Below are 25,563 nucleotides of genomic sequence, written 5' to 3' on the forward strand. Positions count from 1 at the left end.
CCGTTCTACACTCGGTCTTCAGTCGAGGACTCGAGGAGGAGCTCCGCGCATGGACGCCGAAGAGATCGCCGCCGGTCGGGCCCGCTGGCAGGCCCGCTACGACGCCGCCCGCAAGCGGGACGCGGACTTCACCACGCTCTCCGGCATGGCCGTGGACCCGGTGTACGGCCCGCCGGAGGGCGTGCCCTACCCCGGGTTCGAGCGGATCGGCTGGCCGGGCGAGTACCCGTACACCCGGGGCCTCTACCCGACCGGCTACCGCGGGCGGACCTGGACCATCCGGCAGTTCGCCGGCTTCGGCAACGCCCAGCAGACCAACGAGCGCTACAAGATGATCCTCGGGGCCGGTGGCGGCGGACTCTCCGTCGCCTTCGACATGCCGACCCTGATGGGGCGCGACTCCGACGACCCGCAGTCGCTCGGCGAGGTCGGGCACTGCGGCGTGGCCATCGACTCGGCCGCCGACATGGAGGTGCTCTTCAACGACATCGACCTGGCCGGCGTGACCACCTCGATGACCATCTCCGGCCCGGCCGTGCCGGTCTTCTGCATGTACCTGGTCGCCGCCGAGCGGCAGGGCGCCGATCTGTCCACCCTGGACGGCACGCTCCAGACGGACATCTTCAAGGAGTACATCGCGCAGAAGGAGTGGCTGTTCGACCCCGAGCCGCACCTGCGCCTGATCGGCGACCTGATGGCGTACTGCGCCCGGGAGATCCCGAGGTACAAGCCCCTGTCGGTCTCCGGCTACCACATCCGCGAGGCCGGGGCGACCGCCGCACAGGAGCTGGCGTACACCCTGGCCGACGGGTTCGGCTACGTCGAGCTGGGCCTCTCCCGCGGGCTGGACGTCAACGTCTTCGCGCCGGGGCTGAGCTTCTTCTTCGACTCCCACGTGGACTTCTTCGAGGAGATCGCCAAGTTCCGGGCCGCCCGCCGGATCTGGGCCCGCTGGCTGCGCGACGTCTACGGCGCCACCAGCGAGAAGGCACTCTGGCTGCGGTTCCACACCCAGACCGCCGGGGTCTCGCTGACCGCCCAGCAGCCGGTCAACAACGTGGTACGGACCGCCGTGGAGGCGCTCGCGGCGGTGCTCGGCGGCACCAACTCGCTGCACACCAATGCCCTCGACGAGACCCTCGCCCTGCCCACCGACGAGTCGGCCGAGATCGCCCTGCGTACGCAGCAGGTGCTGATGGAGGAGATCGGGGTGACCAACGTGGCCGACCCGCTCGGCGGCTCCTGGTACGTCGAGGCGCTCACCGACCGGATCGAGGCCGAGGCGGAGGAGATCTTCGCCCGGATCCGGCAGCTCGGCGGCGACGGCCCGCACAAGATCGGCCCGATGACCTCGGGCATCCTGCGGGGCATCGAGGACGGCTGGTTCACCGGGCACATCGCCGAGTCCGCCTTCGTCTACCAGCAGGCGCTGGAGAAGGGCGACAAGAAGATCGTCGGCGTCAACTGCCACACCGGCACGGTCGCCAAGGACCTGGAGATCCTGCGTATCTCGCACGAGGTGGAGCTGGAGCAGCGGCGGGTGCTCGCCGAGCGCAAGGCCGGCCGCGACGACGCCGTGGTCCGGGCCGCCGTCCAGCACATGGTCGAGGTCAGCCGGACCGGCGAGAACATGATCCCGGCGATGCTGGACGCGGTCCGCGCCGAGGCCACTCTGGGCGAGATCTGCGACGCGCTGCGCGGCGAGTGGGGCGTCTACCGCGAGCCCGCCCGCTTCTAGGTGTCGAGAAAGGGCCCCTTCCCTACGCGAGGCGTTGGGAAGGGGCCCTTCCTTGCGTCCGACCAGGCGTGAGAGTTGCAACTGTCGCCGTCGCGGTTGATCTGAGTTCCGCGGGTCACGTGCGAGACTAGACAACCATGAGCGACCCACGGATCACCCCGTCGATCTTCACCCGCGGCGCGGTCGACCTCAGCGCACTGCGCAGCACCGCAACCACCCCTGCCCCGATCAAGGCCGGGCCCCCGGCCGGCGCGCCCGGCGGCGCCGTCGGCGGGATCAGCGTCATCGACGTGACCGAGGCGACCTTCCAGGCCGAGGTCCTCGAACGCTCGCTGACCACCCCGGTGATCGTGGACTTCTGGGCCGAGTGGTGCGAGCCCTGCAAGCAGCTCTCGCCGGTGCTGGAACGGCTGGCGGTCGAGGGCGGCGGCGCGTGGGTGCTCGCCAAGGTGGACGTGGACGCCAACCCGCGGATCGCCCAGATGTTCCGGGTGCAGGGCATCCCGATGGTCTACGCGATCGTCGGCGGGCAGCCGGTCGACGCTTTCTCCGGGGTGGTGCCGGAGGCCCAGCTGCGCCAGTGGATCCAGGCCGTGCTGAAGGCCGGCGGGGTCAGCGTCGCCGCACCGGAGGACCCGCGCCTCGACGAGGCGGACGACGCCCTGATGAGCGGTGACCTGGACGCGGCCGAGCGGGCGTACCGGAAGATCCTCGCCGAGTCTCCGACCGACGCGGTGGCGGAGGCGGGCCTCGCCCAGGTTGGGCTGGCCCGCCGGGTGGCCGGCGCCGACCCCCAGGCGGCGCTCACCGCCGCGGCGGCCGCACCCGACGACGTCGACGCCCAGCTGCTGGCCGCCGACGTCGAGGTGCTCAGCGGCCTGGCCGAGCAGGCCTACCAGCGGCTGGTCGGCCTGGTCCGCCGGACCTTCGGCGACGACCGGGAGAAGGTACGCCAGCACCTGGTCGGCCTCTTCACCATCGCTGGTCCGGAGGACCCGGCCGTGGCGTCGGCCCGACGGGCTCTGGCCAGCGCCCTGTTCTGAGTTCGTAGCACGCCAGCGCGGGCCGGCGTATCGGCCGGCCCGCCCGACCGCCGAGGACGGGAGCTCATGATGCGCCGGATCGCCGTCCTCGACGCGCCGACAAACCTCGGGCTGCGTCCGCCCACCATCACCTCGGTCCCGGGCTGCGGCAAGGCACCCGGCGCGCTGCGCGACCACGATCTGCTCGCCCGGTTGCGCGCCCGCGACGCCGGCTGCCTCACCCCGCCCCGCTACGACCCCGGCGACTGGCGGCCCGGCGACGGGGTCTGCCACGCCCCGGAGATCTCCGCGTACTCGGTGGCGTTGGCCGACCGGCTCGGCGCGATCATCGATCGGGGCGAGTTTCCGCTGGTACTGGGCGGGGACTGCTCGGTGCTGCTCGGTTCGGCGCTGGCGATGCACCGGCTCGGCGAGGCGGTCGGCGGCCGGATCGGGCTGGTCTTCGTCGACGGCCACTCCGACTTCCGGCACCCCGGCAACGCCTCGTACGTGGGCGCGGCGGCGGGCGAGGACCTGGCCCTGGTCACCGGGCGCGGACAGGCCGACCTGGCCGCCATCGAGGGGCGGCGCCCGTACTTCCGGGACATCGACGTGGTGGTGCTCGGCATCCGGGCGCAGGACGAGTACCGTCTCGACCTCCAGGCCGCCGGGATCACCACCCGGCCGGTGCCGGCCCTGCGGGCCGAGGGCGCGGCCCGGACCGCCCAGTGGGCCCACGAACAGTTGGCGGACTGCGCCGGCTACTGGGTGCACGTCGACGTGGACGTGCTCGACCCGGCGGTGATGCCGGCCGTGGACGCGCCCGACCCGGGCGGGATCGCCTTCGCCGAGCTGGAGATCCTCATCGCCGGTCTGGTGGACACCCCGCACTGTCTCGGCGTCGAGCTGACCGTCTTCGACCCCGACTACGACCCCGACGGGACGTACGCCGCCGAGATCGTCAACACCGTGGTGTCCGGCCTGGCCCCGGTCTCGGCACCGAGCGCGCTGCCGCCCCGGCTGCTGCCGGCCGCCCCGGCGCCCCGGCGCGGCGGCCGCACCGCCGAGCGTCCGGCGCTGCCACCCCCGACGGCCAGCCCGGCACCCGCCGTCGCCGTGGAGCCCATCGGCCCCGCGCCGACGGATCCCGCGCCCGCCGAGGATGAGACCGCGGCTCCGGAGACGATCACCGGCGGCCCGATCGCCGGATGATCGGGCACGGTCCAGGATCCAGTGGTCTCCGACCGGGTCGAGGCCGCTGGCTCCGGGATCGAGCGTGATCCTGAGTGGAGGCGGTGGCCGGGCGCGTGACGGGTTACCGGGTCAGCGGGCGGCGAGGGCGCGCAGGAAGCGCTCGCTGATCGGGACGGCGCTGGCGGTGCTCATCCCGCCCTGCTCGACGAAGACGGCGAACGCGATGTCGCCCTGCCAGCCGACGAACCAGGCGTGCGTGTGCGCCGGGTTGTCGTCGTACTCGGCGGTGCCGGTCTTGCCGTACACCGGCTTGCCCGGGACGTCCTTCAACGCGCTGCCCGTGCCGCTGGTGACCACCGCGCGCATCATCGTCTTCAGCGCCGCCACGGACTCGGGCTTCAGGGCCGGGCCGGCCGGTGCGGGCTGCCCAGGGGCCGGGTCGAGCACCAGCTTCGGCTGCTCCCACTGGCCCCGGGCCACGGCAGCGGTGGCACCGGCCATGGCCAGCGGACTGACCACGGTGGTGCCCTGCCCGATCGCGGCGGCGGCCTGCTCGGTGGCGGAGCCGTTGGCGGAGACCTTGCCGGCGAAGACCTCCGCGCCGAGGTCCCACTTCGCCTCCAGACCGAGCGCACGGCCGGTGGTGGCGAGGCCGTCCGGCCCGAGCTTCGGCGCCAGTCCCACGAAGGCGGTGTTGCAGGACTTCGCGAAGTCGGTGGTGAACGGGACCGACCCCAGCTCGAAGTTGTCGGAGTTCTTGAACGCGCGGCCGTCGACCGTGGCCGTCTTCGGGCAGGCGACCGTCGCCGTCGGGGTGACCGCGCCCGCGTCCAACAGGCCGAGCGCGCTGACCATCTTGAACGTCGAGCCGGGCGGGACCTGGGCGGTGAAGGCGAGGTTCTCGCCGGCCGAGCCGGGGCCGTTGGCGGTGGCCAGCACCGCGCCGTCGCTGATCCGTACGGCGACGAGAGCGGTGCGCCGGGTCTCCCCGCGCAGCGCCGCGTCGGCGGCGTTCTGGGTGGCCACGTCGATGGTGGTCTTCAGCGGCTCGCCGGCCTTGGGCTCGCTGTGGAAGACCTCGGTGCCGGTGGGGGTGGTGGTCCCGTCGGGACCGGTGCGTTCGGTGATCACGGTCACCCCGGGGGTACCGCGCAGCCGGTCGTCGTACCGACCCTGGAGGCCGCCGTGGCCGACCAGGTCGCCGGTGACGTACTTGTCGGGATGGGCCTGGAGGTCGTCGGCCTGGGCCGGGTCGACCGAGCCGAGCAGGGCTCGGGCGAACTCCCGGGTCGGCGCCAGGTCGAGCTTGTCGGCCTGGAACTTGGTACCGGGCAGGTCGTAGATCCGGGGCTTGATCTGCCGGTACGCCTCGTCGCGCAGCGTCACCACCTCGACGAACGCGTTCTGGTCGGCCTCGGCGAGTCGCTTGGGCAGGTCGGAGAGGTCGACCGGCGGGGTGAGCGCGGGCCGGATCGCCTTGAACGCGGCGTCGAGCTGCCGGACCAGTTTCATGACGTCGCCGGCCTCGCTGGGCTGCACACCCACCCGGACCACCGGCCGGGGCGCGACGATCGGTTTGCCCGCGCCGTCCAGGACCCCGGCCCGGGGTGCGGTGTCGCGGCGCAGCGCGAGCCGGTCGCCCTTCTCCAGCTTCTCCTGGACGATGGCGGGCTCCCAGATCACCTGCCAACGGTCGTCGTCGCTGCGCGCGAGGCGCACCGGGCTCTCGTAGGTCCAGTGGGTCTTGCCCGGCAGCGTCCAGGTCACCTGGATCCGCGCGTCGGCCGTGTCGGCGGTGATCTTCGCGTCGCCGGCCCGCTTGAGCTCCGGCGGGGTGGCGGACAACTCGCCGGAGAGCGACTTGATCTCCTTCGCCACGTCGGTGGCGGGGATGCGGGTGCCTGCCGGGTCGATGAAGCCCACCGACTGGAGGTTGCCGGAGCTCCAGCCCTTCAGGAACGCGTCCACGCTCTGCTCCGGCCCGTCCGCGCCGGAGCACCCGGCCAGCCCGGCGACCGTCAGCGCGGTGGCGGCCACGGCCGCGAGGACCGGACGGCGGGGGAAGCGGCGGTGGCGAACGGGGTACGACACGGGCATGAAGCAGTCCCTCCGGTGCGAACTGCCCTGCACGCTAGTACGCCGGGCGGGTTTCCACCGTCCCGTGGTCGCCCCGCTGTGGGGAAAGACGCTCCGTAGCAGTGTGATGAACATCGCGAGCCCGGGTACTCGGCGACCGGCCGACCACGGAACCCGCAACGGGTGAAAGGACAGAGTCCCGAACCGGACGTCCGGCCAGTGGTCCGCCGACGAACGGGCACAGCGGCAGGGCCTAGGCTGGGCGGCAGAGTGACCCACAACGCGGTGGGTCGAGGGGAGTGGCACCGATGGACCGGCGTCCGGCGACAAAACCGGGACCCGACCTGCGGCAGGTTGACACCGGCCGGGATGACGACAGCTTCGATACGGCGACCGATGGGGACGGTTTCGGCCGTATTGACACAGGAGTGACCGGGATGACCGGTTCCAGCATCGACACCCTCCACGAGCTGGGCCTGCCCGCGCAGGCGCTGGCCGACGAGTCGGAGGGCGCCGACCTGGACGAGCCGGTACCCAACGCGGAGCGCCTGGTGGCCCAGGCCGTCGCGCTGGCCGGGAACGACCACGACGCGGCGACCCTGGTCGACCGCTTCTGGCGCTTCGCGCCGGACGAGGAGCTGATCGGCTTCACCGCCGAGGAGATGCTCGACGCCGCCCGGGCGCACCGGGACCTGGCCCAGCAGCGCGTACCGGGCGAGCTGAAGCTGCGGATCCACGAGCCGGACGCGAACCAGCATCACACGGTCATCGAGATCGTGACGGACGACATGCCGTTCCTGGTCGACTCGGTGACCGCGCTGCTCAACACGTACCACCTCGACGTGCACCTGCTGGTGCACCCGCTGGTGGTGGTCCGCCGCGAGCCGCTGGGCCGGCTGACCGAGGTGTCCGCCGACGTGGAGCCGGACGACGCGATCGCCGGTGACCTGGTCGAGAGCTGGATGCACGTCGAGATCGACCCGGTGCGTGACCCGGCCGAGCGGGAGAAGCTGCGCAAGGAGCTGCAGCGGGTGCTCACCGACGTCCGGGAGGCGGTCGAGGACTGGCCGAAGATGCGTCAGCGGGCCCTGGCCCTCGCCGACGAGCTGGCCGCCGCCCGGACCTCGGACAGCCGGCCGCCGGTGCCGGAGAAGGACATCACCGACTCGGTGGAGCTGCTGCGCTGGCTGGCGCACGATCACTTCACCTTCCTCGGCTACCGGGAATACCGCCTGGTCGACACCGACGGCACGGATGGCGGTCAGGCCCTCGAAGCGGTTCTCGGCACCGGGCTGGGCATTCTGCGCTCGGACTCGCCGGAGGCCCGGTCGCTGTCCTCGATGACGCCCGAGGCGCACGAGAAGGTGCTGGAGAAGCGCCTGCTGATCATCACCAAGGCGAACTCGCGGGCGACCGTCCACCGCTCGGCCTACCTCGACTACATCGGCTTCAAGATCTTCAACGAGGCCGGCGAGGTGGTCGGGGAGCGCCGCTTCCTGGGCCTGTTCTCCACCGCGGCGTACCGGACCAGCGTGCAGGAGCTGCCGGTGGTCCGCCGCAAGGTCGCCGAGGTGCTGGACCGCTCCGGGCTGAGCCTGCGCAGCCACTCCGGCAAGGACCTGCTGCAGATCCTGGAGACCTACCCGCGCGACGAGCTGTTCCAGATCAAGACCGACGACCTCTACCACGCGGCGGTCGGCGTGCTGCGGATGGCCGGTCGCCGGCAGCTGCGGGTGTTCCTGCGCCGCGACGGGTACGGGCGGTTCATCTCCTGCCTGATCTACCTGCCCCGGGACCGGTTCACCACCCAGAACCGGTTGCGCATGCAGGACATCCTGCTGCGTGAACTGAACGGTGTCGGGGTCGACTACACCACCCGGGTCACCGAGTCGATGCTCGCCCGGGTGCACTTCACCGTCCGGACCGACCCGAACAACCCGCCCGCGGACATCGACGCCGACCTGCTCGCCGAGGAGCTGGCCGACGCGACCCGGCTCTGGGACGACGACTACCGGCTGGTGCTGGAGCGCAAGCTCGGCGACGAGCAGGCCAAGCACCTGTTCGCCCGGTACGCCGACGCGTTCCCGGAGGGCTACAAGGACGGGCACACGCCGTACGAGGCGATGAAGGACCTGGCCAAGCTGGAGCTGCTGGAGGAGCCCGGCCAGCTGGAGATGCACCTGTTCCGCAAGCAGGTGCCGCCGCGCGTCGAGGAACGGACGGAACTCGGCGAGGCCATGGACGTCCGGTTCAAGGTCTACCGGTACGGCGAGCCGATGATGCTCTCCGCCGTACTGCCGGTGCTGCACTCGCTCGGCGTCCGGGTCGTCGACGAGCACCCGTACGAGGTGGACCGAATCGACGGCCGCGTCTTCCTGTACGACTTCGGCCTGCAACTGCCGGAGGCGCACCAGGACCTGGCCGAGGTGCGCCCGCACGCGGAGAACGCCTTCGCCGCCGCCTGGCGGGGCGAGGCCGAGGTGGACGGCTTCAACGAGCTGGTGCTCCGGGCCGGTCTCACCTGGCGGCAGGTGGTGGTGCTCCGGGCGTACGCGAAGTACCTGCGGCAGGCGGGCACCGTCTTCTCGCAGGAGTACATGGAGCAGACGTTCATCGCGTACCCGAAGATCGCGTCGCTGCTGGTGGAGCTCTTCGAGGTCAGGTTCGCCCCGGGCGCGACCACGATGGACGAGCGGCGGCAGCGCAGCGGCGAGCTGGTCAGCGCGATCGGCGCGGCGCTGGACGAGGTGGCCAGCCTCGACCAGGATCGCATCCTGCGGTCGTACCTGACGTTGATCCAGGCCACCCTGCGGACCAGCTTCTACCAGAAGCCGGTCGGCGGGCGGCCCAAGTCGTTCGTGGCGTTCAAGCTGGATCCGCAGGCGATCCCGGACCTGCCGGCGCCGCGGCCGAAGTTCGAGATCTTCGTCTATTCGCCCCGGTTCGAGGGCGTGCACCTGCGGTTCGGGCCGGTGGCCCGGGGCGGCCTGCGCTGGTCGGACCGGCGCGAGGACTTCCGCACCGAGGTGCTCGGCCTGGTCAAGGCGCAGATGGTGAAGAACGCCGTGATCGTGCCGGTGGGCGCCAAGGGCGGCTTCGTGCTCAAGCAGAAGCCGGGCGACCGGGACGAGGCGGTGGCCTGCTACAAGGAGTTCGTCGGCGCGTTGCTGGACGTCACCGACAACATCGCCAGCGGGGAGATCGTGCCGCCGGAGGACGTGGTTCGGCACGACGGCGACGACCCGTACATGGTGGTGGCGGCGGACAAGGGCACCGCGACGTTCTCCGACATCGCCAACGAGATCTCGGCCGGGCACGACTTCTGGCTGGGCGACGCGTTCGCCTCCGGCGGTTCGGCCGGCTACGACCACAAGAAGATGGGCATCACCGCCCGGGGCGCCTGGGAGTCGGTGAAGCGGCACTTCCGGGAGCTGGGACACAACACCCAGACCCAGGACTTCACGGTGGTCGGCGTCGGTGACATGTCCGGCGACGTCTTCGGCAACGGGATGCTGCTGTCGCAGCACATCCGGCTGGTGGCCGCGTTCGACCACCGGCACATCATCCTGGACCCGGAGCCGGACGCGGCCACCTCCTGGCAGGAGCGCAAGCGGCTGTTCGATCTGCCCCGGTCGTCCTGGGAGGACTACAACCCGGAGCTGATCTCCGAGGGCGGCGGGGTGTACTCGCGTACCGCCAAGTCGATTCCGGTCAGCCCGCAGGTGCGGGCGCGGCTCGGCCTCGACGACGACGTTGAGCAGATCTCTCCGCAGGAGCTGATGAAGTCGATCCTCACCGCGCCGGTGGACCTGTTCTGGAACGGCGGCATCGGCACCTACGTGAAGGCGTCGACGCAGAGCAACGCCGAGGTCGGGGACAAGTCCAACGACGCGATCCGGGTCGACGGCAAGAGCCTGCGGTGCCGGGTCGCCGGCGAGGGCGGCAACCTGGGCTGGACCCAGCACGGCCGGATCGAGTACGCGCAGAACGGCGGGCGGATCTTCACCGACTTCATCGACAACGCGGCCGGGGTGGACTGCTCCGACCACGAGGTGAACATCAAGATCCTGCTCAACACGGCGGTCGCGGACGGCGAGCTGGACCGGCCCGAGCGCGACGAGCTGCTGGCCCAGATGACCGACGAGGTCGCCCAGCTGGTGCTGCGGAGCAACTACGAGCAGGCCCGGGCGCTCAACAACGCCCAGGCTCAGTCCGCCTCGCTGCTGCCGGTGCACCGCCGGATCATCAGCGAGTTGGAACGAGCCGGGCAGATCGACCGGGCGCTGGAGGCGCTCCCGCCGGACGAGGAACTCGCCGTCCGCACCGAGACCGGGCTGACCGCGCCGGAGTTCGCGGTGCTCCTGGCGTACGAGAAGATGGTGCTGGAGCGCGAGATCGTGGCCGAGGGGTTGGCCGACGAGGAGTGGACGACCGAGATCCTGGTCAACTACTTCCCCACCCCGCTGCGTGAGCGGTTCGCCGACCGGATGGGCCGGCACCGGCTGCGCCGGGACATCGTCACCACCGTGCTGGTCAACGAGGCGATCAACCGGGGCGGAATCTCGTTCGTCTTCCGGACCGTCGAGGAGACGGCGGCGTCGGCGGCGGACGTGCTGCGGGCGTACGTGGTGGTGCGCGAGGTGTTCGGGCTGCGCGACATCTGGCAGGCGATCGAGGCGCTGGACAACAAGGTTTCGCCCGACCTGCAGACGAGCGTCCATCTGGACACCCGCCGGCTGCTCGACCGCGCGGTGCGCTGGCTGGTCACCAACCGGCGCTCGCCGATCGACGTGCCGGGGGAGATCGCCCGGCTGCGCGACGGGGTGGCCCGGCTCCTGCCCGACCTGGAGAACCTCTTCTTCGGCAGCGAGCGGGAGGGGATCGTCGCCCACATCGACTCGCTGACCGAGAAGGGGCTGCCCCGGGAACTGGCCGAGCAGGTGACCCGCCTGATGTACAGCTTCGGCCTGCTCGACGTGGTGGAGACGGCCCGGTCGACCGGCCGGGACGTGAGCGAGGTGGCCGCGGTCTACTTCGTCCTCTCCGACCGCTTCCGGGTGGACGCCCTGCTGTCGAAGATCTCCCTGCTGCCGCGGGAGGACCGTTGGCAGACGCTGGCCCGGATGGCGCTGCGCTACGACCTGTACGCCGCGCTGGCTGCGCTCACCGCGGAGGTCCTCGGCTCCACCCCGGACAGCGTCTCGCCGGTCGACCGGGTGCAGGAATGGGAGCAGGCGAACGCCACGTCGATCCACCGGGCGCACCGGGCGATGGGTGAGTTCGACGAGTCCCGCGCCGACCTCTCCGCGCTGTCGGTGCTGCTGCGGCAGATCCGTACCCTGGTGCGGACGTCGGCGGCGGCCTGACTCAGGAATGGAAACGGGCGCGGCCCGGTGGTCGGTCACCCGACCACCGGGCCGCGCCCGTTTGCGCAGCCTCACGGTGTCATGCTGGCGAATGCGATGACGTTGTCGACGTAGCTGCCCGCGCTCTGGTCGAAGCTCCCGCCGCAGGTGACCACCCGTAGGCCGGGCTGGTCGCTGGGGCCGTAGACCAGGTCGGTGGGGAAGGCCGTCTTCGGGTACGACTTGACCTCGTTGACGGTGAAGGTGGCGGTCGAGCCGTCCTGCCGGGCGACGCTGATGGTGTCGCCCGGTTGTAGCGAGCCGAGGTTGAAGAAGACCGCCGGCCCGATCTTGGCCGAGTCGACGTGGCCGACGATGACGGCGTTGCCGGGCTCGCCGGGGCTCGCGCCGGGGGAGTACCAGCCAGCCTTCATGGCCTGGTCCAGCGGGGGGACCTGGACGGTGCCGTCCGGGTTGGTGCCGAGGGACATGATCTCGGCCTGTACCCCGATCTTGGGGATCGAGATGGTGGTGGGGGCCGACCGGGGCAGCCCGGCGGGGGTGGTGTCGGGGTTCGACGGGTCGTCGGCGGGTGTCTGGTCGGCGGTCTCCGTACCGGTGCCGGTCGCGGAGCCCGGCGTGGCGGGCGCGGTCGTGTCGGCCGGACCGGCCTGGGCGAGCGGCTGGGGCGGGCGGGGCGGCGGCACGCTCCGGAAGGACGCGCCGATCAGGCCGGCGCCCACCAGGGCGAGGAGGACGACGACGGTCGCGCCGGCGGCGCGCCACGGTCTCCCGTGACGGCCGCCGGCCCGTGTCGCCGTCTGGTCAGACGAGGTCATTGGCCCGCCGCCGGCGCAGCAGGACCATGCCGCCCAGGGCTGCGGCGCCGACCACGCCCACCCCGCTGGCGGCCATGTTGCGGTCCACGCTGGTCGTCGTCATGCCACCGTCACCACCGTCGACGTGACCCTTCGGGAAGCAGTGGTCCCGGTCCCGGTTGTCCTCATCGCGGTTCTTGCCGTCCTGGTTCCGGTTGTCCTCGTCCTTGCGGTCGTCGCAGCGCTTGTCCTTGTCCCGGTCCTTGTCGCGGTCCTTGTCCCGGTCCTTGCCGTCCTGGTCCCGGTTGTCCTTGTCGCGGTCCTTGTCGCGGTCCTTGCCGTCGTGGTCGCGGTTGTCCTTGTCGCGGTCCTTGTTCCGGTCCTCGTCGCGGTTCTTGCCGTCGTGGTCCCGGTTGTCCTTGTCGTTGCGGTTCTCGTCCTTCTTGTTCTCGTCCTGGCGGTCCTGGTCCTTCTGGTCCATGTCCGACTGGTCGTCGGTAAGAAGGTTGACCTGCGGCTGCGCGACGACGCTGCCCGCGTACGCGCTGTTTGCGGCCGCGTTCGCCATCCCGGGCGAGAACAGCAGCAGGGACGCGCCGCCGAGAGCGGCGCCCGCAACGACCTTCCCGAGCATCTTCTTTCCCATGACCTGCGTCACTCCATCCCTGTTTGTCCTGAGCCCGACGGCGGTCGAGCTACGCCCGACGTTAGCCGCTTTCGCGAGTTATCCGAGGAAAGATTCGTATTTGGGAGTTTGTTGAGGTTTGGTGGGCGTAGGACGGTAAGTGGCGCCGTTCCCGAGGTGGGCTTTCAGCGGCCTTCCCGAGCGGTGCGACCCGCCGGGTACCGCGTGCGCCCGGAGGTTCCGTCGCGAGGTCGCCGTACCCGGTTCCACCTGCCTCGACCCGTCTGCCAGCAACCGGCCGAGCCCGTACCGGATGGGCTCTTCACCCCCGGGTCCTGGCCCGACCCGCATCGAGGCATTGCCATGGAAGCGCTCCCATGCAAGAATCTCTCCACGCGGTCAGGGGAGCCACACCGCGAGTTCGGACGTCGAGGGCAACCGGGTCACCGGGCGACTGTCTGAAGCCGGCCGGCTGCACCCTTGCCGGTCGCGTTCACCACCACCACGCCCGTCCGGGTCGGGCACTCCCCGAAGACACCGTGGCACCGACGGCCGTCCCAGTCGGACGTCCCGAGGGCCTCTTTCGCCGGGCCGTACGCGGATCCGGTCTCGCCCAAGGAGATCAGTGGCATGAATCTGTGGAGAAGGCTGTCCGGCCGGAGCCGGGCCCTCGCACTCACCGGTGCGAGCGTCCTGGTTGCCGGCGGACTGGTGACCCTCCCGGTCACCGCGGCGCAGGCCGCGACCCAGTGCCGGGTGGACTACACCACCAACGACTGGCCGGGCGGCTTCACCGCCAACCTGACGATCAACAACCTCGGTGACGCGCTCAGCTCGTGGACGCTCGGGTTCACCTTCCCGAACGGCCAGCAGAAGGTTGTCAACGGCTGGTCGGGGATCTGGTCGCAGAGCGGCCAGAACGTGACCGTGAAGAACGAGTCGTACAACGGCTCGCTGCCCAGCGGCTCCAGCACCACCATCGGGTTCAACGGCTCCTGGGGCAGCGCCAACCCGAAGCCGACCAGCTTCACCCTGAACGGCACGGTCTGCAACGGTGGCACCCCGCCTACCAGCACCCCGCCGACCACCGCCCCGCCGCCCACCAGCGCCCCGCCGACCACCGCCCCGCCGCCCACCACCGCCCCGCCGCCCACCACCCCGCCGCCGGGGCAGAAGGTGGACAACCCGTACGCGGGGGCCAAGGGGTACGTGAACCCGGAGTGGAAGGCCAAGGCGGAGGGCGAGCCGGGCGGTAGCCGGGTCTCGAACAACCCGACCGCCGTGTGGCTGGACCGGACCGCCGCCATCAACGGCACCCCGAACAGCAGCTCCAACGGCGCGATGGGCCTCCGGGACCACCTGGACGCCGCGCTCGCCCAGGGCGCCGGTTACATCCAGATCGTCATCTACAACCTGCCCGGCCGGGACTGCGCCGCGCTGGCCTCGAACGGTGAGCTGGGCCCGAACGACCTGCCCCGCTACAAGTCCGAGTACATCGACCCGATCGCCGCGATCCAGGGTGACGCGAAGTACCGCAACCTGCGGATCATCAACATCATCGAGATCGACTCGCTGCCCAACCTGGTGACCAACACCTCGGGTCAGGCCGGCGGCACCGCGATGTGCGACACGGTCAAGGCCAACGGCGCGTACGTGAACGGTGTGGGTTACGCCCTGGCCAAGCTGGGCGCGATCGGCAACGTCTACAACTACGTGGACGCCGCGCACCACGGCTGGATCGGCTGGGACACGAACCTCGTCCCGACCATCCAGATCATCAAGCAGGCCGCCACCGCCTCCGGCAGCACGGTTCGCAACGTGCACGGCTTCATCGTCAACACGGCGAACTACTCCGCGCTGCAGGAGCCGTACGTCAAGGTCACCGACCAGGTGAACGGCCAGACCGTGCGGCAGTCCAAGTGGATCGACTGGAACCAGTACGTCGACGAGCTGTCGTTCGCCCAGGCGTTCCGGACGCAGGCCGTCTCGAACGGCTTCGACAGCGGCATCGGCATGCTGATCGACACCTCCCGCAACGGCTGGGGCGGCACCGCCCGGCCCACCGGCCCGGGCGCGACGACCAGCGTTGACACCTACGTCGACGGCGGCCGCATCGACCGGCGGATCCACGCCGGCAACTGGTGCAACCAGGCCGGTGCCGGCCTCGGTGAGCGGCCCCGGGCCAACCCGGCGACCGGCATCGACGCCTACGTCTGGGTGAAGCCCCCGGGCGAGTCGGACGGCTCCAGCAAGGAGATCCCGAACAACGAGGGCAAGGGCTTCGACCAGATGTGCGACCCGAACTACGGTGGCAACGGTCGCAACGGCAACAGCAAGAGCGGTGCCCTGGCGAACGCGCCGATCTCGGGTGCCTGGTTCTCCGCGCAGTTCCAGGAGCTCATGCGCAACGCCTACCCGCCGCTCTCCTGAGCCAGCGGCAGGCCCACCCGCCGCGGCGGGAGTGAGGCACCGCCGCGCGGGTTCCCCGGGCCCCTGGCCGACCTGACGAGGTCGGCCAGGGGCCCCCGGCTGTCAGGGGACGGTCTTCTCGATCGCCGCCCGGCCCAGTTCCGCCAGGTCGTGGCGGGCCCGCTCGATGTTCGCCGGGGTGAGGTCCTGGCCCCGGGCCAGCACCAGGTCCTCCGGGTCCCACGGCTGCTCCGCGCCGGTGCGTCGGTTGGGGGCGGCCGCGCCCGTGCCGGTGCCGGTCGCCCCGGTCCCGGTGCCGGTCGGCCCGGTTCCCGCCGCGTAAGGGTCGCCGAGGATGTCCGGCGACCCGGTGTCGGGCACCGCACCGTCCGGCTCGGTGAAGACGGGATTGTCCCGGTCGGCGCCGCCGCCCGTACGCAACTGCGGCACCGTGCTGTCGTCGTCCACCGCCGCGGCCGCCTCGGGAGTCTCCTCGAGCGGTCGCCCGCCACCGCGGTCACGATCCGTCATGCTGCTGCCCTCCTGTCCCGTTCCGTGATCCCCCTGGCGTACCCGGCAGCGGCCGGGCCATTCCGCGCGGCGGCCGGCTCGTGGCCGAGGACGCGGTTCAGGAGTCCGGGTCGACCATGGTCGGCTCGGCACGGCCGTACCCGGCGGTGTCGACCGTTGGCTCCGAGCCGGAGTCCTCGGCCGCGGGCTCGGCGCTGTGCAGCCAGTCGCCGGCCTGCGGGTCGGCCCGCGCGTCGTCGAACGCGTCGGTCCGCCCCGGGGCCCCGTCGCCCGGCTGGGCGGTGTCCTCGCCGCGCGGGTCCCGCTCGTCCTCGGGCCGCCCGCTGGCCATCGCGGAGGCGGCCACCGCGTCACCCACGCTGGCCGCCCCGAAGGCCGTCGGCAGCGGTGCCGGGTCGTGGTACTCCGGGCGGGCGTCGGCGTCGGTGTCGGCGGCCTCCTCGGACGCGTCGGCCCGGGTGGACTCGGCGGGCGGACGGACCGGCACGGTCTCGGGCGGTTCCGGCGTGACCTGCTGCTCTTCCGGGCGCATGCGGCGACCTCCTCAGCGGCTCGTGACGTCGTGTTCGTGGTCGGGCGGCGCGGCTGCCGGCGGCGGGGCACCCGGCCGGGGACTCCCTCCCCGCTGATTCCCTCAGTTTCGTGATCGCCAATCCCGATCCGGGGCACTTTCGTGGGCGATTCCGTGACCGGGAACGGCCCCCGCATCCCGAGACGCCTTCCATGATCAACGCGGAGCACCCACCGGACGAACGCGGGGTAACCGCACCCCCGCCGTTCTGGCGGGTGTTCGCCGCCATGGGGGCCGCGCACCGGAACATCCCGGACAGTAGTGACGGTCGAGACGGCCGGTAGTGCATCGGTCGGCGATTACGTATCCTGCCCAGGGCGCCCGATCCGGGGCCGGGCGTCGAGGCCGGGAATCCTCCGGCCGGCCGGCGCCACCCATGCGACACCTTCCGGGCGAGGTCTGATGAACACCCGTGACTGGCCGATCCGCGCCAAGCTGACCGCGCTGGTCATCGGTCCGGTGACCGCGCTGCTGGCGCTCTGGATCTTCGCCACCTCGCTGACCTTCGGGCCTGCCCTCGATCTGCTCGCCGCGCGCACCCTCCTCTACGACCTGGGCCGGCCCGGCCAGGCGGTCGTCTCCGAGTTGCAGCGGGAACGCCGGCTCGCGGTGGTCCAACTCGCCGGGGACACCCTCCTGCCCGCCCTGGCCGAGCAGCGCACCCGCACCGACCGGGCAGTCGCCGAGCTGCGCCGCCGGATCGCCGGGCCGGACCTGCGGGACGCCGCCGACGACCTGCTCGACTCCCGGCTCGACCAACTGGTCTCCGCGCTCGACGCGCTGCCCGCCGGTCGGGGCTTCATCGACGCCCGGAAGGTCGACCGGGCCGGCGCGGTCGGCCTCTACAGCGGGATGATCAATTCCGCCTTCCAGGCGTTCTCCGCGATGGCCACCCTCCCCGACAACCAGCTCAACCGGGAGACACTGGCCCTGACCGCGCTCGGCCGGTCCCGGGAGTTGCTCGGCCAGGCCGACGCGCTGCTCGCCGGCGCGCTGACCGCCGGCCGGTACGCCGCGGGCGAGCACGAGCAACTGGTACGCACCATCGACAACCAGCGCTTCCTGGTCGAGAGCGCGGTGGCCGACCTGCCCGAGCGGCAACGCGCGGACTACCAGCGGTTCACCGAGGGGGAGGCGTACGTCCGGCTGCACGGCCTTCAGGACAGCCTGATCCGCGCCCGGGAGCTGCCGACCGGGTTCGACGTGCGGGCCTGGGAGTCCAGCCAGGCGGCGGTCTGGCAGGGGCTGCGGGACCTGGAGTTGCGCGGCGCCGACGACGTGGCCGAACGGTCCGTGCCGATGGCGGTGGCCACCCTGGTCCGGCTCGCCGCGGCCGGGGTGCTCGGCCTGGTCGCCATCGTGGTCTGTTTGCTGGTGGGGCTGCGGGTCGGCCGGTCGCTGGCCCGCCGGCTGACCGGGGTCCGCACCGCCGCGCTGGAGATGGCCGAGCAGCGGCTGCCCGACGTGGTCGCCCGGCTGCGGCGGGGCGAGGAGGTGGACGTCGCCCGGGAGGCCCCCGAGCTGGACCACGGCGCCGACGAGATCGGCCAGGTGGCGCGGGCCTTCAACGAGGTACGCCGCACCGCCGTGCAGGCCGCCGTCGACGAGGTCACCCTGCGCCGGGGGCTCAACGAGGTCTTCCTCAACATCGCCCGGCGCAGCCAGGGCCTGGTGCACCGGCAGTTGGCGGTGCTGGACCGGCTGGAGCGGCAGACCGAGGACCCGGACGAGCTGGCCGGGCTGTTCCAGGTCGACCACCTCGCCACCCGGCTCCGGCGGCACGCCGAGGACCTGGTCATCCTCGCCGGCTCGGCCCCCGGCCGGGGCTGGCGGAGCCCGGTCGCCGCGGTCGACGTGCTGCGTGGCGCGATCTCCGAGGTGGAGTCGTACGACCGGGTTGACGTGGGGCAGGTGCAGCCGGCCGGGGTGCTCGGTCGGGCCGTCGGCGACGTGATCCACCTGCTCGCCGAGCTGATCGAGAACGCCACGGCCTTCTCCCCGCCCGCCACCCGCGTGGACGTGACCGGGCGGAGCGTGCCCGGCGGGTACGCCATCGAGATCACCGATCACGGGTTGGGCATGTCCCCGCAGGCCCTCGCGAACGCCAACCGCAAGTTGTACAGCTCCCCGGAGTTCGATCCGGCCGACAGCGCCCGGCTGGGCCTGTTCGTGGTGGCCCGGCTGGCCGGCCGGCACGGCGTCCGGGTCGAGCTGCGGCTGGCCACCCCGGCCGGGACCACGGCCACCGTGTTCATTCCGGCCGACCTGGTGACCGAGGAGCCGGCGCTCGGCCCGAGCGACCGGGACGCCGGGGAGTCCGGCCCCGACGAGCGGCGGATGGCCAAGGTCACCCGGCTGAGCTCGGTGCCCCGGGCGCGCGCCGCCCGGCCCGTGCGGGACCGCCCCGAGTCGGCGGTGGTGCCGCTCTCCGCCGGCCGTACCTCTTCGGTCGAGCCGCCCGCCGACGGCGACGGCCTGCCCCGGCGGGTCCGCCGGCGTGGCCCCGCCGCCCGGCCCCGGCCGCCCGTCGTGGACACCCCGGCGCAGCGGCCGCCCGAGGAGGCCCGCCGGGCCATGTCCGCCCTCCAGGCCGGCACCGCTCGGGGCCGCCGGGACGGCGCCCGCGCCGCCGCCGCCCGGTCCTCGGGGGTCGGCTCGTCCACCGCAGCGGACGGGGGCGGGGCGGGGCAATCCTTCCCGCCGGTGTCGGCGCCCGAACCGGAACCTTCGACCGCAACTGAGAGGGACGCCTAGTGGTGCACATGACGCGGCAGAACGCCGATCTCGACTGGCTGCTCGACGACCTGGTGGATCGGGTACCAGCCGCCCGCGAGGCGGTGGTGCTGTCGGCCGACGGGCTCCTGCTCGGTTCCTCCACCGATTTGGGCCGCAGCGACGCGGAGCACCTCTGCGCCCTCGCCTCCGGGTTCTCCGGCCTGGCCAAGGGCGCCACCCGGCACGTGGGCGGCGGTGCGGTCCGACAGACCGTGGTGGAGATGGAGTCCGCGTACCTGTTCGTCACGGCGGCCGGGCAGGGTGCCTGCCTGGCGGTGGTGAGCGACGCGGACGCCGACATCGGTCTGGTGGCGTACGAGATGGCGATGCTGGTGATCCGGGTCGGGGAGAACCTGACCGCCCCGGTCCGGACGGCGCCGGGTGGGGTCGATGCCGGCTGAGGCGGCGGGCCCGCGGCACGAGTGGCTGGACGCCGCCGCCGGCCCGGTCGTCCGTCCGTACACCCTCACCGGCGGCCGGGTGCGACCGCTGGTCGGCGGCGTCGACCTGGTGGCCTTCGTGCGAGCCACCACGGTGGCCGACACGGCCCGCCTGCCGGGCCTCCAGCCGGAACACCGGAGCCTGGTCGAGCTGGCCCGGCGGCCGGCCGCCCTCGCCGACCTCGCCGCGGACCTGGACCTCGCCGTCGGCGTAGTCCGCGTGCTGATCGGCGACCTGCTCGCCCGGGGCCTCGTCGCGGTGCACCAGCCGTCGGCGGCCGCACACCTGCCCGACGACAACATCCTCAAGGCGGTGGTCAATGGACTCCGTGCGCTCTGACCGGGAGGCGCTGCCGCCGGTCCCGCTGGCTCTGAAGATCCTCATCGCCGGCGGCTTCGGGGCCGGCAAGACGACGCTGGTGAGCTCGTTGAGCGAGGTCCGGCCGTTGCAGACCGAGGAGGTGCTGACCGGGGCCGGTGTCGGCACCGACGATGTCTCCGGCGTGGAGGAGAAGGCCACCACCACGGTCGCGATGGACTTCGGCCGGATAACCATCAACGACGACCTGCAGGTCTATCTCTTCGGCACCCCGGGGCAGGACCGGTTCTGGTTCCTCTGGGACGAGCTGGCCTTCGGCGCCCTCGGCGCGGTGGTGCTCGCCGACACCCGCCGGCTGGCCGACTGCTTCCCCTCGATCGACTACTTCGAGCAGCGGGGCATCCCCTTCGTGGTGGGGGTGAACTGTTTCGACGGGGCTCGACGGTTCAGCCTGGAGGCGGTACGCGACGCGCTGGACCTGGACCCCGGTGTGCCGCTGGTGCTCTGTGACGCCCGGGACCGGCAGTCCGGCAAGCTGGTGCTGATCGAGCTGGTCGAGCACGTCGCCCGGCAGCGTGGCGAGCCGGTGCCGGTGGGCTGAACCGATGACCGTCGGCGGCACGTCGGGCGCGGCGTCCGCCGGGTACGGGTCCCGGAAGCCGGCCAACCGGCCGGGATCCCGGTAAGCCTCTGGTTGGATCGACGGAGGACTCGGCGGAAGGTGGAACCGGTGAGCGCACAGGACGAGGTCGTCCACATCGGCGGCTACACGGCGGAGTCGGGCGGGCGGGCCGAGGGCATCGTCGCGGCCCGCCGCGACCCGGTGTCGGGGGAGCTGACCCCGCTCGGCACGGTGGCGGTCACCCCGTCGCCGTCGTTCCTGGCCCGGCATCCGGTGTCGCCCGTGCTCTACGCGGTCAACGAGCTGTCCGAGGGGCAGCTCAGCGCGTTCCGGGTGGCCCCGGACGGCGGCCTCGACCTGATCGGGGTCCGCCCGACCGGCGGGGCCGAGCCCTGTCACGTGGTGGTCGCCCCGGACGGGCGTTACCTCTTCGCGGCGAACTACGGCGGCGGCAGCGTGGCCGTGTTCCCGCTCGACGCCGACGGCGTACCGGGGGACCGCAGCGATCTGGTCCGGCACGAGGGGCACGGCGCCGACCCGCACCGACAGGAACGGCCGCACTGCCACATGGTCTCGCCCGACCCGGACGGCGGTCCGCTGCTCGCCGTCGACCTGGGCACCGACTCGGTCTACCGGTACGACCTCGACCCCGCCTCCGGCCGGCTGGTGCCGCGCGCCCCGCGGCTGCGTACGCCGGCCGGCACCGGGCCCCGGCACCTCGCCCGCCACCCCGACGGGCGGCGCTGCTGGCTGGTCGGCGAGCTGGACGGGACGGTCACCGGGTACGACCTGACCGCCGACGGGCTGCACCAGCGGACCCGGGTGGACGCGAGCGGGCGGGTCGGGCACGTCCAGCCCTCCGAGGTCGCCGTCGGGCCGGACGGCCGTTTCCTCTACGTCGGCAACCGGGGGGTGGGTACCGTGGCCGTGTTCGCGCTCGGCGGCGCGGCGCCCGAGCTGGTGGCCGAGGTCGACACCGGCGGGGAGTGGCCACGACACTTCGCCCTGGCGGGCGGGTATCTCTACGTGGCCGACGAGCGGGCCGACATGATCAGGACCTTCCGGGTGGACTCCGACACCGGGGTGCCGGAGCCGATGGGTGAGCCGGTGCCGGTGGCGAGTCCGACCTGCGTACGGCCCTGAAGCCGGGCCTCGCGACGCACGGATGGGCGGCGGCCACGGGGCATCACTGATTGATTGCTCAAGGTAAGGTTTTCCTGGTCAACTGTTTCTGCTGCATAACTTTCGGCCGAACGGTTGTGGCAGTAACCCCACGAGGTACGCAAGATGGTCACCGTGTCTGGCCGCCATCGCATGCGTTCAAGGCTCCGGGGGGCGGGTGCCGTCGCGGCGGCCACCGCGCTCGTCGTCGTCGTAGCCGGCTCCTGGTTCGCTTACCAGCAGCTGTCGGGCCCGTCCTGCTCGGGGCGGATCCAGCTGTCGGTGGCGGCCGTGCCGGAGATCGCTCCCGCCGTCCAGGCATCGGCCGACCAGTGGGTCAAGGACGGGGCGGCGGTCGGTGACACGTGCGTCGCCGTGAACGTGACCGCCGCCGAGTCGGTCGACGTGGCCGCCGCGGTGGCGGGCAAGCACGGCGTCACGCTGGCCGGTGTCGGGCAGGCCAGCGGCACGGCGGTGACGCCGGACGTCTGGGTGCCGGACTCCTCCACCTGGCTGGTGCGGCTCAAGAGCGGCGCCGCCGCCTTCGACCCGGCCATCGGCGCCTCGATCGCCCGCAGCCCGGTGGTGGTGGCCGTGCCGGAGCCGGTGGCCGCCCAGCTGGGCTGGCCGGACAAGAAGTTCACCTGGAGCGACCTGCTGGGCCAGGTCACCAGTAGCAAGCCGCTGCGCGCCGGCATCGTCGAGCCGAACCAGGACGCGGCCGGCCTGTCCGGACTGCTCGCGCTGATCGGGGCGGCCGGCAAGTCGAAGGAGGCGACGACCGGGGCGATGCGGCAGTTGGCGACCAACCGCTCGTCGCTGCGGCAGGACCTCCTGGCGCGCTTCCCGCGCTCGTCCGACCCGACGACCATCGCCAGCGGGCTGGGCGCCGCGCCGCTGTCCGAAGAGGACGTCATCGCGTACAACAGCACCAAGCCGCCGGTCCCGCTGGCCGCGCTCTATCTGGACCCGGCGCCGATGCCGCTGGACTACCCGTTCGCGGTCCTGCCCGGTATCGAGCCGGTCAAGGCGTCGGCCGCGAAGTCGCTCTTCGAGGTGCTGAGCGCCTCGAAATTCCGCAATCGGCTCGCCGCGCAGTCGCTGCGCGGACCCGACGGCAACTGGGGTGAGGGGTTCGAGGCGCCGCAGGGGGCACCGATCCCGACGGACGGTGGGACGGCGCCGGCCGGCCCGGACCCGGCCGCCATCCAGGCGGCCACCACCACCTGGACCGCCGCCACCCAGTCCGGCCGGATGCTCGCCGTCATCGACGTCTCCGGCTCGATGAAGAGCAAGGTGGCGACCGCCAACGGTGCCAGCCGGTTGCAGGTCACCGTCGCCGCGGCGAACCAGGGCCTCGAACTCTTCGACGACTCCTGGTCGATCGGGCTGTGGACCTTCTCCACCAACCTGAAGGGGTCGCAGGACTATCAGGAAGTCGTACCGATCAAGCCGTTGTCGGGCAACCGCAACGCGTTGCGGCAGGGCCTTGGCTCGATCAAGCCGTCGAGCGGCGACACCGGCCTCTACGACACGATTCTGGCGGCCTACAAGAAGGTCCAGGAGGACTGGCAGCCGGGCAAGGTCAACTCGATCGTGCTCTTCACCGACGGCAAGAACGACGACGACAACGGTATCTCCCACAAGGACCTGCTCGCCCAGCTCAAGAAGCTGCGCGACCCGGAGCAGCCAATTCAGGTGATCATCATCGGTATCGGGACCGACGTCAGCCAGGCGGAGCTCGAACCGATCACGGCGATCACCGGTGGCCGGCCGTTCGTCACCGCCGACGCGACCAAGATCGGGGAGATCTTCCTGCAGGCCATCGCGTTGCGACCCGCGGCACCCCGCTGACCTGGTCCTCAGCGAACGGCTTCCGCCGTACCGGGTGGGTCCGGCGCGGTGGAGGTTTCCCGGCTCAGGAGAAAGTGACGGCAGTGCGTCCGAAGTGGTCGGCGAACTGATCCGGGTCGAGCATCTTTGCTCCTTTGCACAGGTCGCCGGCCGGGTGCGCCGGGTAGTGTCGGGCTCACCATGGTCGAACAACGTGGTTCTCACGGACCTGACGCGAGTGTGGCCGTCGCACTGGACGAAGTGGCGGGCACTCTCCTGGCCGTCTGGGAGGCGGCCCGGGAGCGGACGACGAGCCGGCTCTCCGGCGCCCAGTTGCGTGCGGTCATGGTCGTGGAGCAGTACGACGGGATCAACCTGCGCCGCCTCGCCACGCTCACCGACATGCTGCTCTCCTCGGCCAGCCGGCTCTGCGACCGGCTGGTGGCGGCCGGCATGTTGGACCGGGAGCCGGGCCGGTACGACCGGCGGGAGATCTCCCTGCACCTCACCCCGGCGGCGACCCGGCTCCTCGCCGAGCTGCGCGCCGACCGCCGGCGCCGGCTGGAACGCATCCTTACCGGGATGAGCGTCGAGGGGCGCGCGGCGCTGCTGCACGGGATGCGCGAGTTCGACGAGGTCGCGCGGCGCGGTGAGGCCGCCGCCACGGAGGGCTGGCCGGTGCTTCAGTCGGCGGGCGAACGGATCGATCACCCGCCGGTCGAGCCGGGGGAGCCGCCGTACCTGGTGCCGCCCGGCGAGCCGCCGGTGGCCCGTACCGCCTGAGCGACACACCGGCTGCTGCGGGCCGGTCACCCGGCCCGGGCCAGCCAGCCGACCGGCCGGTCGACGATCCGGCGCACCACCGAGGCGGCGCCGCCGACCGCCGCGGAGCGTGCGCCGAGCGCCGCCGGGCGCACCGTGACCGGTGCCCACGCCGCGGTGAGCACCCGCCGGGAGACCTCGGTGACCACCGGCGGGCAGAGCCAGGGGGCGAGCGGGGCGTATCCGCCGCCGAGCACCACGGTGTCGAGGTCCAGCAGGTTCACCACGCCCGCCACGGCCACCCCGAGGGCGGTGCCGGCGTCCGCCAGGGCGGCCAGGGTGGCCGGGTCGCCGGCCCCGGCGAGGTCCGCCAGCCGGGTCGCGGCGGTGTCGGCGGGCAGTTCCGCGCCGGTCAACCCGGCGGCGGCCAGGATGGCCTCCTGGCCCGCGTACTGCTCCAGGCAGCCCTGGCCGCCGCAGCGGCAGGGCCGCCCCTCCGGGTGCACCGGGACATGACCGATCTCTCCGCTCCAACCGCGGGCGCCACGGTAGAGCGCCCCGTCGAGCACGATTCCGGCGCCGATGCCGATCTCGCCGGAGATGTGCAGGAAGCTGGCCGGCCCCGGGGAGCCGGCGTGCAGTTCACCGAGGGCGGCCAGGTTGGCCTCGTTGTCGACCACCAACGGCGGGATCCCGTCGACCGGCTCTGCGAGCGGGTGCCCGCCGAGCAGCCCGGGGACGTCCACGTCCCGCCAGCCCAGGTTGGGGGCGAGCCGGACCAGGCCGCCGTCGCCGATCAGGCCCGGCACGGCGAGCGCCGCGCCGGCCAGGGTCAGCCCGTCGCGTACGGCCGCGGCGCGGGCCTCGGCGGCGAGCCGGGCGAGCCGGTCCAGGGCGTCGGCGGGGGAGACCGGGCGTAGGTCGGCTCGGCGGACCAGGTGGTGGCGGACCGCGCCGCTCAGGTCGACCACACAGGCCGCCAGGTAGTCGACGTTGACCTCCAGGCCGAGCCCGGCCGGGCCGTCGGTGGCCAGCACCAGGCCGCGCGCCGGCCGCCCGGCGCCGGTACGTGGTGTGTGCGCCGCCTCGGCGACCAGCCGACCGGCGATCAGGTCGTCGACGACCGCGGAGACGGTGGCGCGGGTCAGCCCGGTCCCGGCGGCGAGATCGGCCCGGGAGGGGGGGCGTTCGGCGGCGGCGATCCGCCGGAGCACCACCCCGAGGTTGAGCTCGCGGAGACTGCCCTGCCGGACCGCCCCGGTGGTGCTGTCGGTGGTCACCCCTTGACACTGCCACAGCGCGGTCATTTAATTCAACCACTG

The 25,563-nt window shown here is 72.4% G+C and carries 18 protein-coding genes; 12 read left to right on the top strand and 6 right to left on the bottom strand.

The genetic code is table 11. The annotated features are described in order from the left end of the window. Positions 1-49: 49 nt before the first annotated feature. From ACIRG9_RS22435 to ACIRG9_RS22445, 3 genes are all read left to right on the top strand, one after another. The gene (locus ACIRG9_RS22435; protein ID WP_402859043.1) at positions 50-1,738 is read left to right on the top strand and encodes a methylmalonyl-CoA mutase; all 1,689 of its coding nucleotides are present in this window, start codon (positions 50-52) and stop codon (positions 1,736-1,738) included. A 137-nt stretch (positions 1,739-1,875) separates the two neighbouring features. Then, positions 1,876-2,781 (top strand): tetratricopeptide repeat protein, encoded by a 906-nt coding sequence (locus ACIRG9_RS22440; RefSeq protein ID WP_402859046.1) that lies wholly within the window; start codon positions 1,876-1,878, stop codon positions 2,779-2,781. 66 nt (positions 2,782-2,847) lie between these two features. Next, on the top strand, positions 2,848-3,972 hold the full coding sequence (locus ACIRG9_RS22445; RefSeq protein ID WP_402859049.1) for an arginase family protein: 1,125 nt from the start codon (positions 2,848-2,850) through the stop codon (positions 3,970-3,972). 111 nt (positions 3,973-4,083) lie between these two features. Here ACIRG9_RS22445 and ACIRG9_RS22450 read toward each other — a convergent pair whose 3' ends face one another. Beyond that, positions 4,084-6,051, bottom strand: coding sequence for a penicillin-binding transpeptidase domain-containing protein (locus ACIRG9_RS22450; RefSeq protein WP_402859052.1), 1,968 nt, complete (start codon positions 6,049-6,051; stop codon positions 4,084-4,086). 287 nt (positions 6,052-6,338) lie between these two features. Here ACIRG9_RS22450 and ACIRG9_RS22455 point away from each other — a divergent pair, with 287 nt between their 5' ends. Then, complete coding sequence (locus ACIRG9_RS22455) at positions 6,339-11,396, top strand: NAD-glutamate dehydrogenase (RefSeq protein WP_402859055.1); 5,058 nt, start codon at positions 6,339-6,341, stop codon at positions 11,394-11,396. Between the two features lie 71 nt (positions 11,397-11,467). Here ACIRG9_RS22455 and ACIRG9_RS22460 read toward each other — a convergent pair whose 3' ends face one another. Further along, positions 11,468-12,214, bottom strand: coding sequence for a class F sortase (locus ACIRG9_RS22460; RefSeq protein WP_402859058.1), 747 nt, complete (start codon positions 12,212-12,214; stop codon positions 11,468-11,470). Beyond that, positions 12,201-12,839 (bottom strand): hypothetical protein, encoded by a 639-nt coding sequence (locus ACIRG9_RS22465; RefSeq protein WP_402859061.1) that lies wholly within the window; start codon positions 12,837-12,839, stop codon positions 12,201-12,203. Before ACIRG9_RS22465 ends, ACIRG9_RS22460 begins: the two co-directional genes overlap by 14 nt. A 609-nt stretch (positions 12,840-13,448) precedes the next feature. On the opposite strand from ACIRG9_RS22465, the gene ACIRG9_RS22470 reads away from it, so the two are divergent. After that, positions 13,449-15,248: a glycoside hydrolase family 6 protein gene (locus ACIRG9_RS22470; protein WP_402859064.1), complete on the top strand. Its 1,800-nt coding sequence runs from the start codon at positions 13,449-13,451 to the stop codon at positions 15,246-15,248. Positions 15,249-15,350: 102 nt separating this feature from the next. Here the strand turns inward: ACIRG9_RS22470 and ACIRG9_RS22475 are convergent, their stop codons facing one another. Continuing rightward, entirely contained in the window at positions 15,351-15,758 is a 408-nt protein-coding gene (locus tag ACIRG9_RS22475) for a hypothetical protein (RefSeq protein ID WP_402859067.1), read from the bottom strand. Positions 15,759-15,855: 97 nt separating this feature from the next. Further along, positions 15,856-16,290 carry a hypothetical protein gene (locus ACIRG9_RS22480; RefSeq protein ID WP_402859070.1) on the bottom strand — a complete coding sequence of 145 codons (435 nt, stop codon included), beginning with the start codon at positions 16,288-16,290 and terminating at the stop codon, positions 15,856-15,858. A gap of 441 nt (positions 16,291-16,731) precedes the next feature. Here ACIRG9_RS22480 and ACIRG9_RS22485 point away from each other — a divergent pair, with 441 nt between their 5' ends. From ACIRG9_RS22485 to ACIRG9_RS22515, 7 genes are all read left to right on the top strand, one after another. After that, positions 16,732-19,083 (top strand): nitrate- and nitrite sensing domain-containing protein, encoded by a 2,352-nt coding sequence (locus ACIRG9_RS22485; protein ID WP_402859073.1) that lies wholly within the window; start codon positions 16,732-16,734, stop codon positions 19,081-19,083. A gap of 8 nt (positions 19,084-19,091) precedes the next feature. Further along, positions 19,092-19,505 carry a roadblock/LC7 domain-containing protein gene (locus tag ACIRG9_RS22490; protein WP_402859076.1) on the top strand — a complete coding sequence of 138 codons (414 nt, stop codon included), beginning with the start codon at positions 19,092-19,094 and terminating at the stop codon, positions 19,503-19,505. Continuing rightward, entirely contained in the window at positions 19,495-19,884 is a 390-nt protein-coding gene (locus ACIRG9_RS22495; protein WP_402859079.1) for a DUF742 domain-containing protein, read from the top strand. The genes ACIRG9_RS22490 and ACIRG9_RS22495 overlap by 11 nt, the downstream gene beginning before the upstream one ends. Next, entirely contained in the window at positions 19,865-20,464 is a 600-nt protein-coding gene (locus tag ACIRG9_RS22500) for a GTP-binding protein (protein WP_402859082.1), read from the top strand. The genes ACIRG9_RS22495 and ACIRG9_RS22500 overlap by 20 nt, the downstream gene beginning before the upstream one ends. Before the next feature lie 129 nt (positions 20,465-20,593). Further along, a complete protein-coding gene (locus ACIRG9_RS22505) occupies positions 20,594-21,628 on the top strand; it encodes a lactonase family protein (RefSeq protein WP_402859085.1) in 1,035 nt (344 codons plus the stop codon). Between the two features lie 171 nt (positions 21,629-21,799). Then, positions 21,800-23,500 carry a VWA domain-containing protein gene (locus tag ACIRG9_RS22510; protein ID WP_402859088.1) on the top strand — a complete coding sequence of 567 codons (1,701 nt, stop codon included), beginning with the start codon at positions 21,800-21,802 and terminating at the stop codon, positions 23,498-23,500. Between the two features lie 240 nt (positions 23,501-23,740). Next, on the top strand, positions 23,741-24,262 hold the full coding sequence (locus tag ACIRG9_RS22515) for a MarR family winged helix-turn-helix transcriptional regulator (RefSeq protein WP_402859091.1): 522 nt from the start codon (positions 23,741-23,743) through the stop codon (positions 24,260-24,262). 26 nt (positions 24,263-24,288) lie between these two features. Here the strand turns inward: ACIRG9_RS22515 and ACIRG9_RS22520 are convergent, their stop codons facing one another. After that, on the bottom strand, positions 24,289-25,548 hold the full coding sequence (locus ACIRG9_RS22520) for an ROK family protein (RefSeq protein ID WP_402859094.1): 1,260 nt from the start codon (positions 25,546-25,548) through the stop codon (positions 24,289-24,291). Between the last annotated feature and the right edge of the window lie 15 nt (positions 25,549-25,563).

The sequence above is a fragment of the Micromonospora sp. NPDC093277 genome, from assembly GCF_044765245.1.
In the GTDB taxonomy this organism is placed as follows: domain Bacteria; phylum Actinomycetota; class Actinomycetes; order Mycobacteriales; family Micromonosporaceae; genus Micromonospora.

Coding starts and splice junctions, on each gene's coding strand:
- ACIRG9_RS22485 (WP_402859073.1), top strand. CDS start 16,732: ATGAACACCCGTGACTGGCCGATCCGCGCCAAGCTGACCGCGCTGGTC.
- ACIRG9_RS22435 (WP_402859043.1), top strand. CDS start 50: ATGGACGCCGAAGAGATCGCCGCCGGTCGGGCCCGCTGGCAGGCCCGC.
- ACIRG9_RS22490 (WP_402859076.1), top strand. CDS start 19,092: ATGACGCGGCAGAACGCCGATCTCGACTGGCTGCTCGACGACCTGGTG.
- ACIRG9_RS22450 (WP_402859052.1), bottom strand. CDS start 6,051: ATGCCCGTGTCGTACCCCGTTCGCCACCGCCGCTTCCCCCGCCGTCCG.
- ACIRG9_RS22455 (WP_402859055.1), top strand. CDS start 6,339: ATGGACCGGCGTCCGGCGACAAAACCGGGACCCGACCTGCGGCAGGTT.
- ACIRG9_RS22500 (WP_402859082.1), top strand. CDS start 19,865: ATGGACTCCGTGCGCTCTGACCGGGAGGCGCTGCCGCCGGTCCCGCTG.
- ACIRG9_RS22460 (WP_402859058.1), bottom strand. CDS start 12,214: ATGACCTCGTCTGACCAGACGGCGACACGGGCCGGCGGCCGTCACGGG.
- ACIRG9_RS22465 (WP_402859061.1), bottom strand. CDS start 12,839: ATGGGAAAGAAGATGCTCGGGAAGGTCGTTGCGGGCGCCGCTCTCGGC.
- ACIRG9_RS22480 (WP_402859070.1), bottom strand. CDS start 16,290: ATGCGCCCGGAAGAGCAGCAGGTCACGCCGGAACCGCCCGAGACCGTG.
- ACIRG9_RS22520 (WP_402859094.1), bottom strand. CDS start 25,548: ATGACCGCGCTGTGGCAGTGTCAAGGGGTGACCACCGACAGCACCACC.
- ACIRG9_RS22475 (WP_402859067.1), bottom strand. CDS start 15,758: ATGACGGATCGTGACCGCGGTGGCGGGCGACCGCTCGAGGAGACTCCC.
- ACIRG9_RS22510 (WP_402859088.1), top strand. CDS start 21,800: ATGCGTTCAAGGCTCCGGGGGGCGGGTGCCGTCGCGGCGGCCACCGCG.
- ACIRG9_RS22495 (WP_402859079.1), top strand. CDS start 19,495: ATGCCGGCTGAGGCGGCGGGCCCGCGGCACGAGTGGCTGGACGCCGCC.
- ACIRG9_RS22445 (WP_402859049.1), top strand. CDS start 2,848: ATGATGCGCCGGATCGCCGTCCTCGACGCGCCGACAAACCTCGGGCTG.
- ACIRG9_RS22470 (WP_402859064.1), top strand. CDS start 13,449: ATGAATCTGTGGAGAAGGCTGTCCGGCCGGAGCCGGGCCCTCGCACTC.
- ACIRG9_RS22440 (WP_402859046.1), top strand. CDS start 1,876: ATGAGCGACCCACGGATCACCCCGTCGATCTTCACCCGCGGCGCGGTC.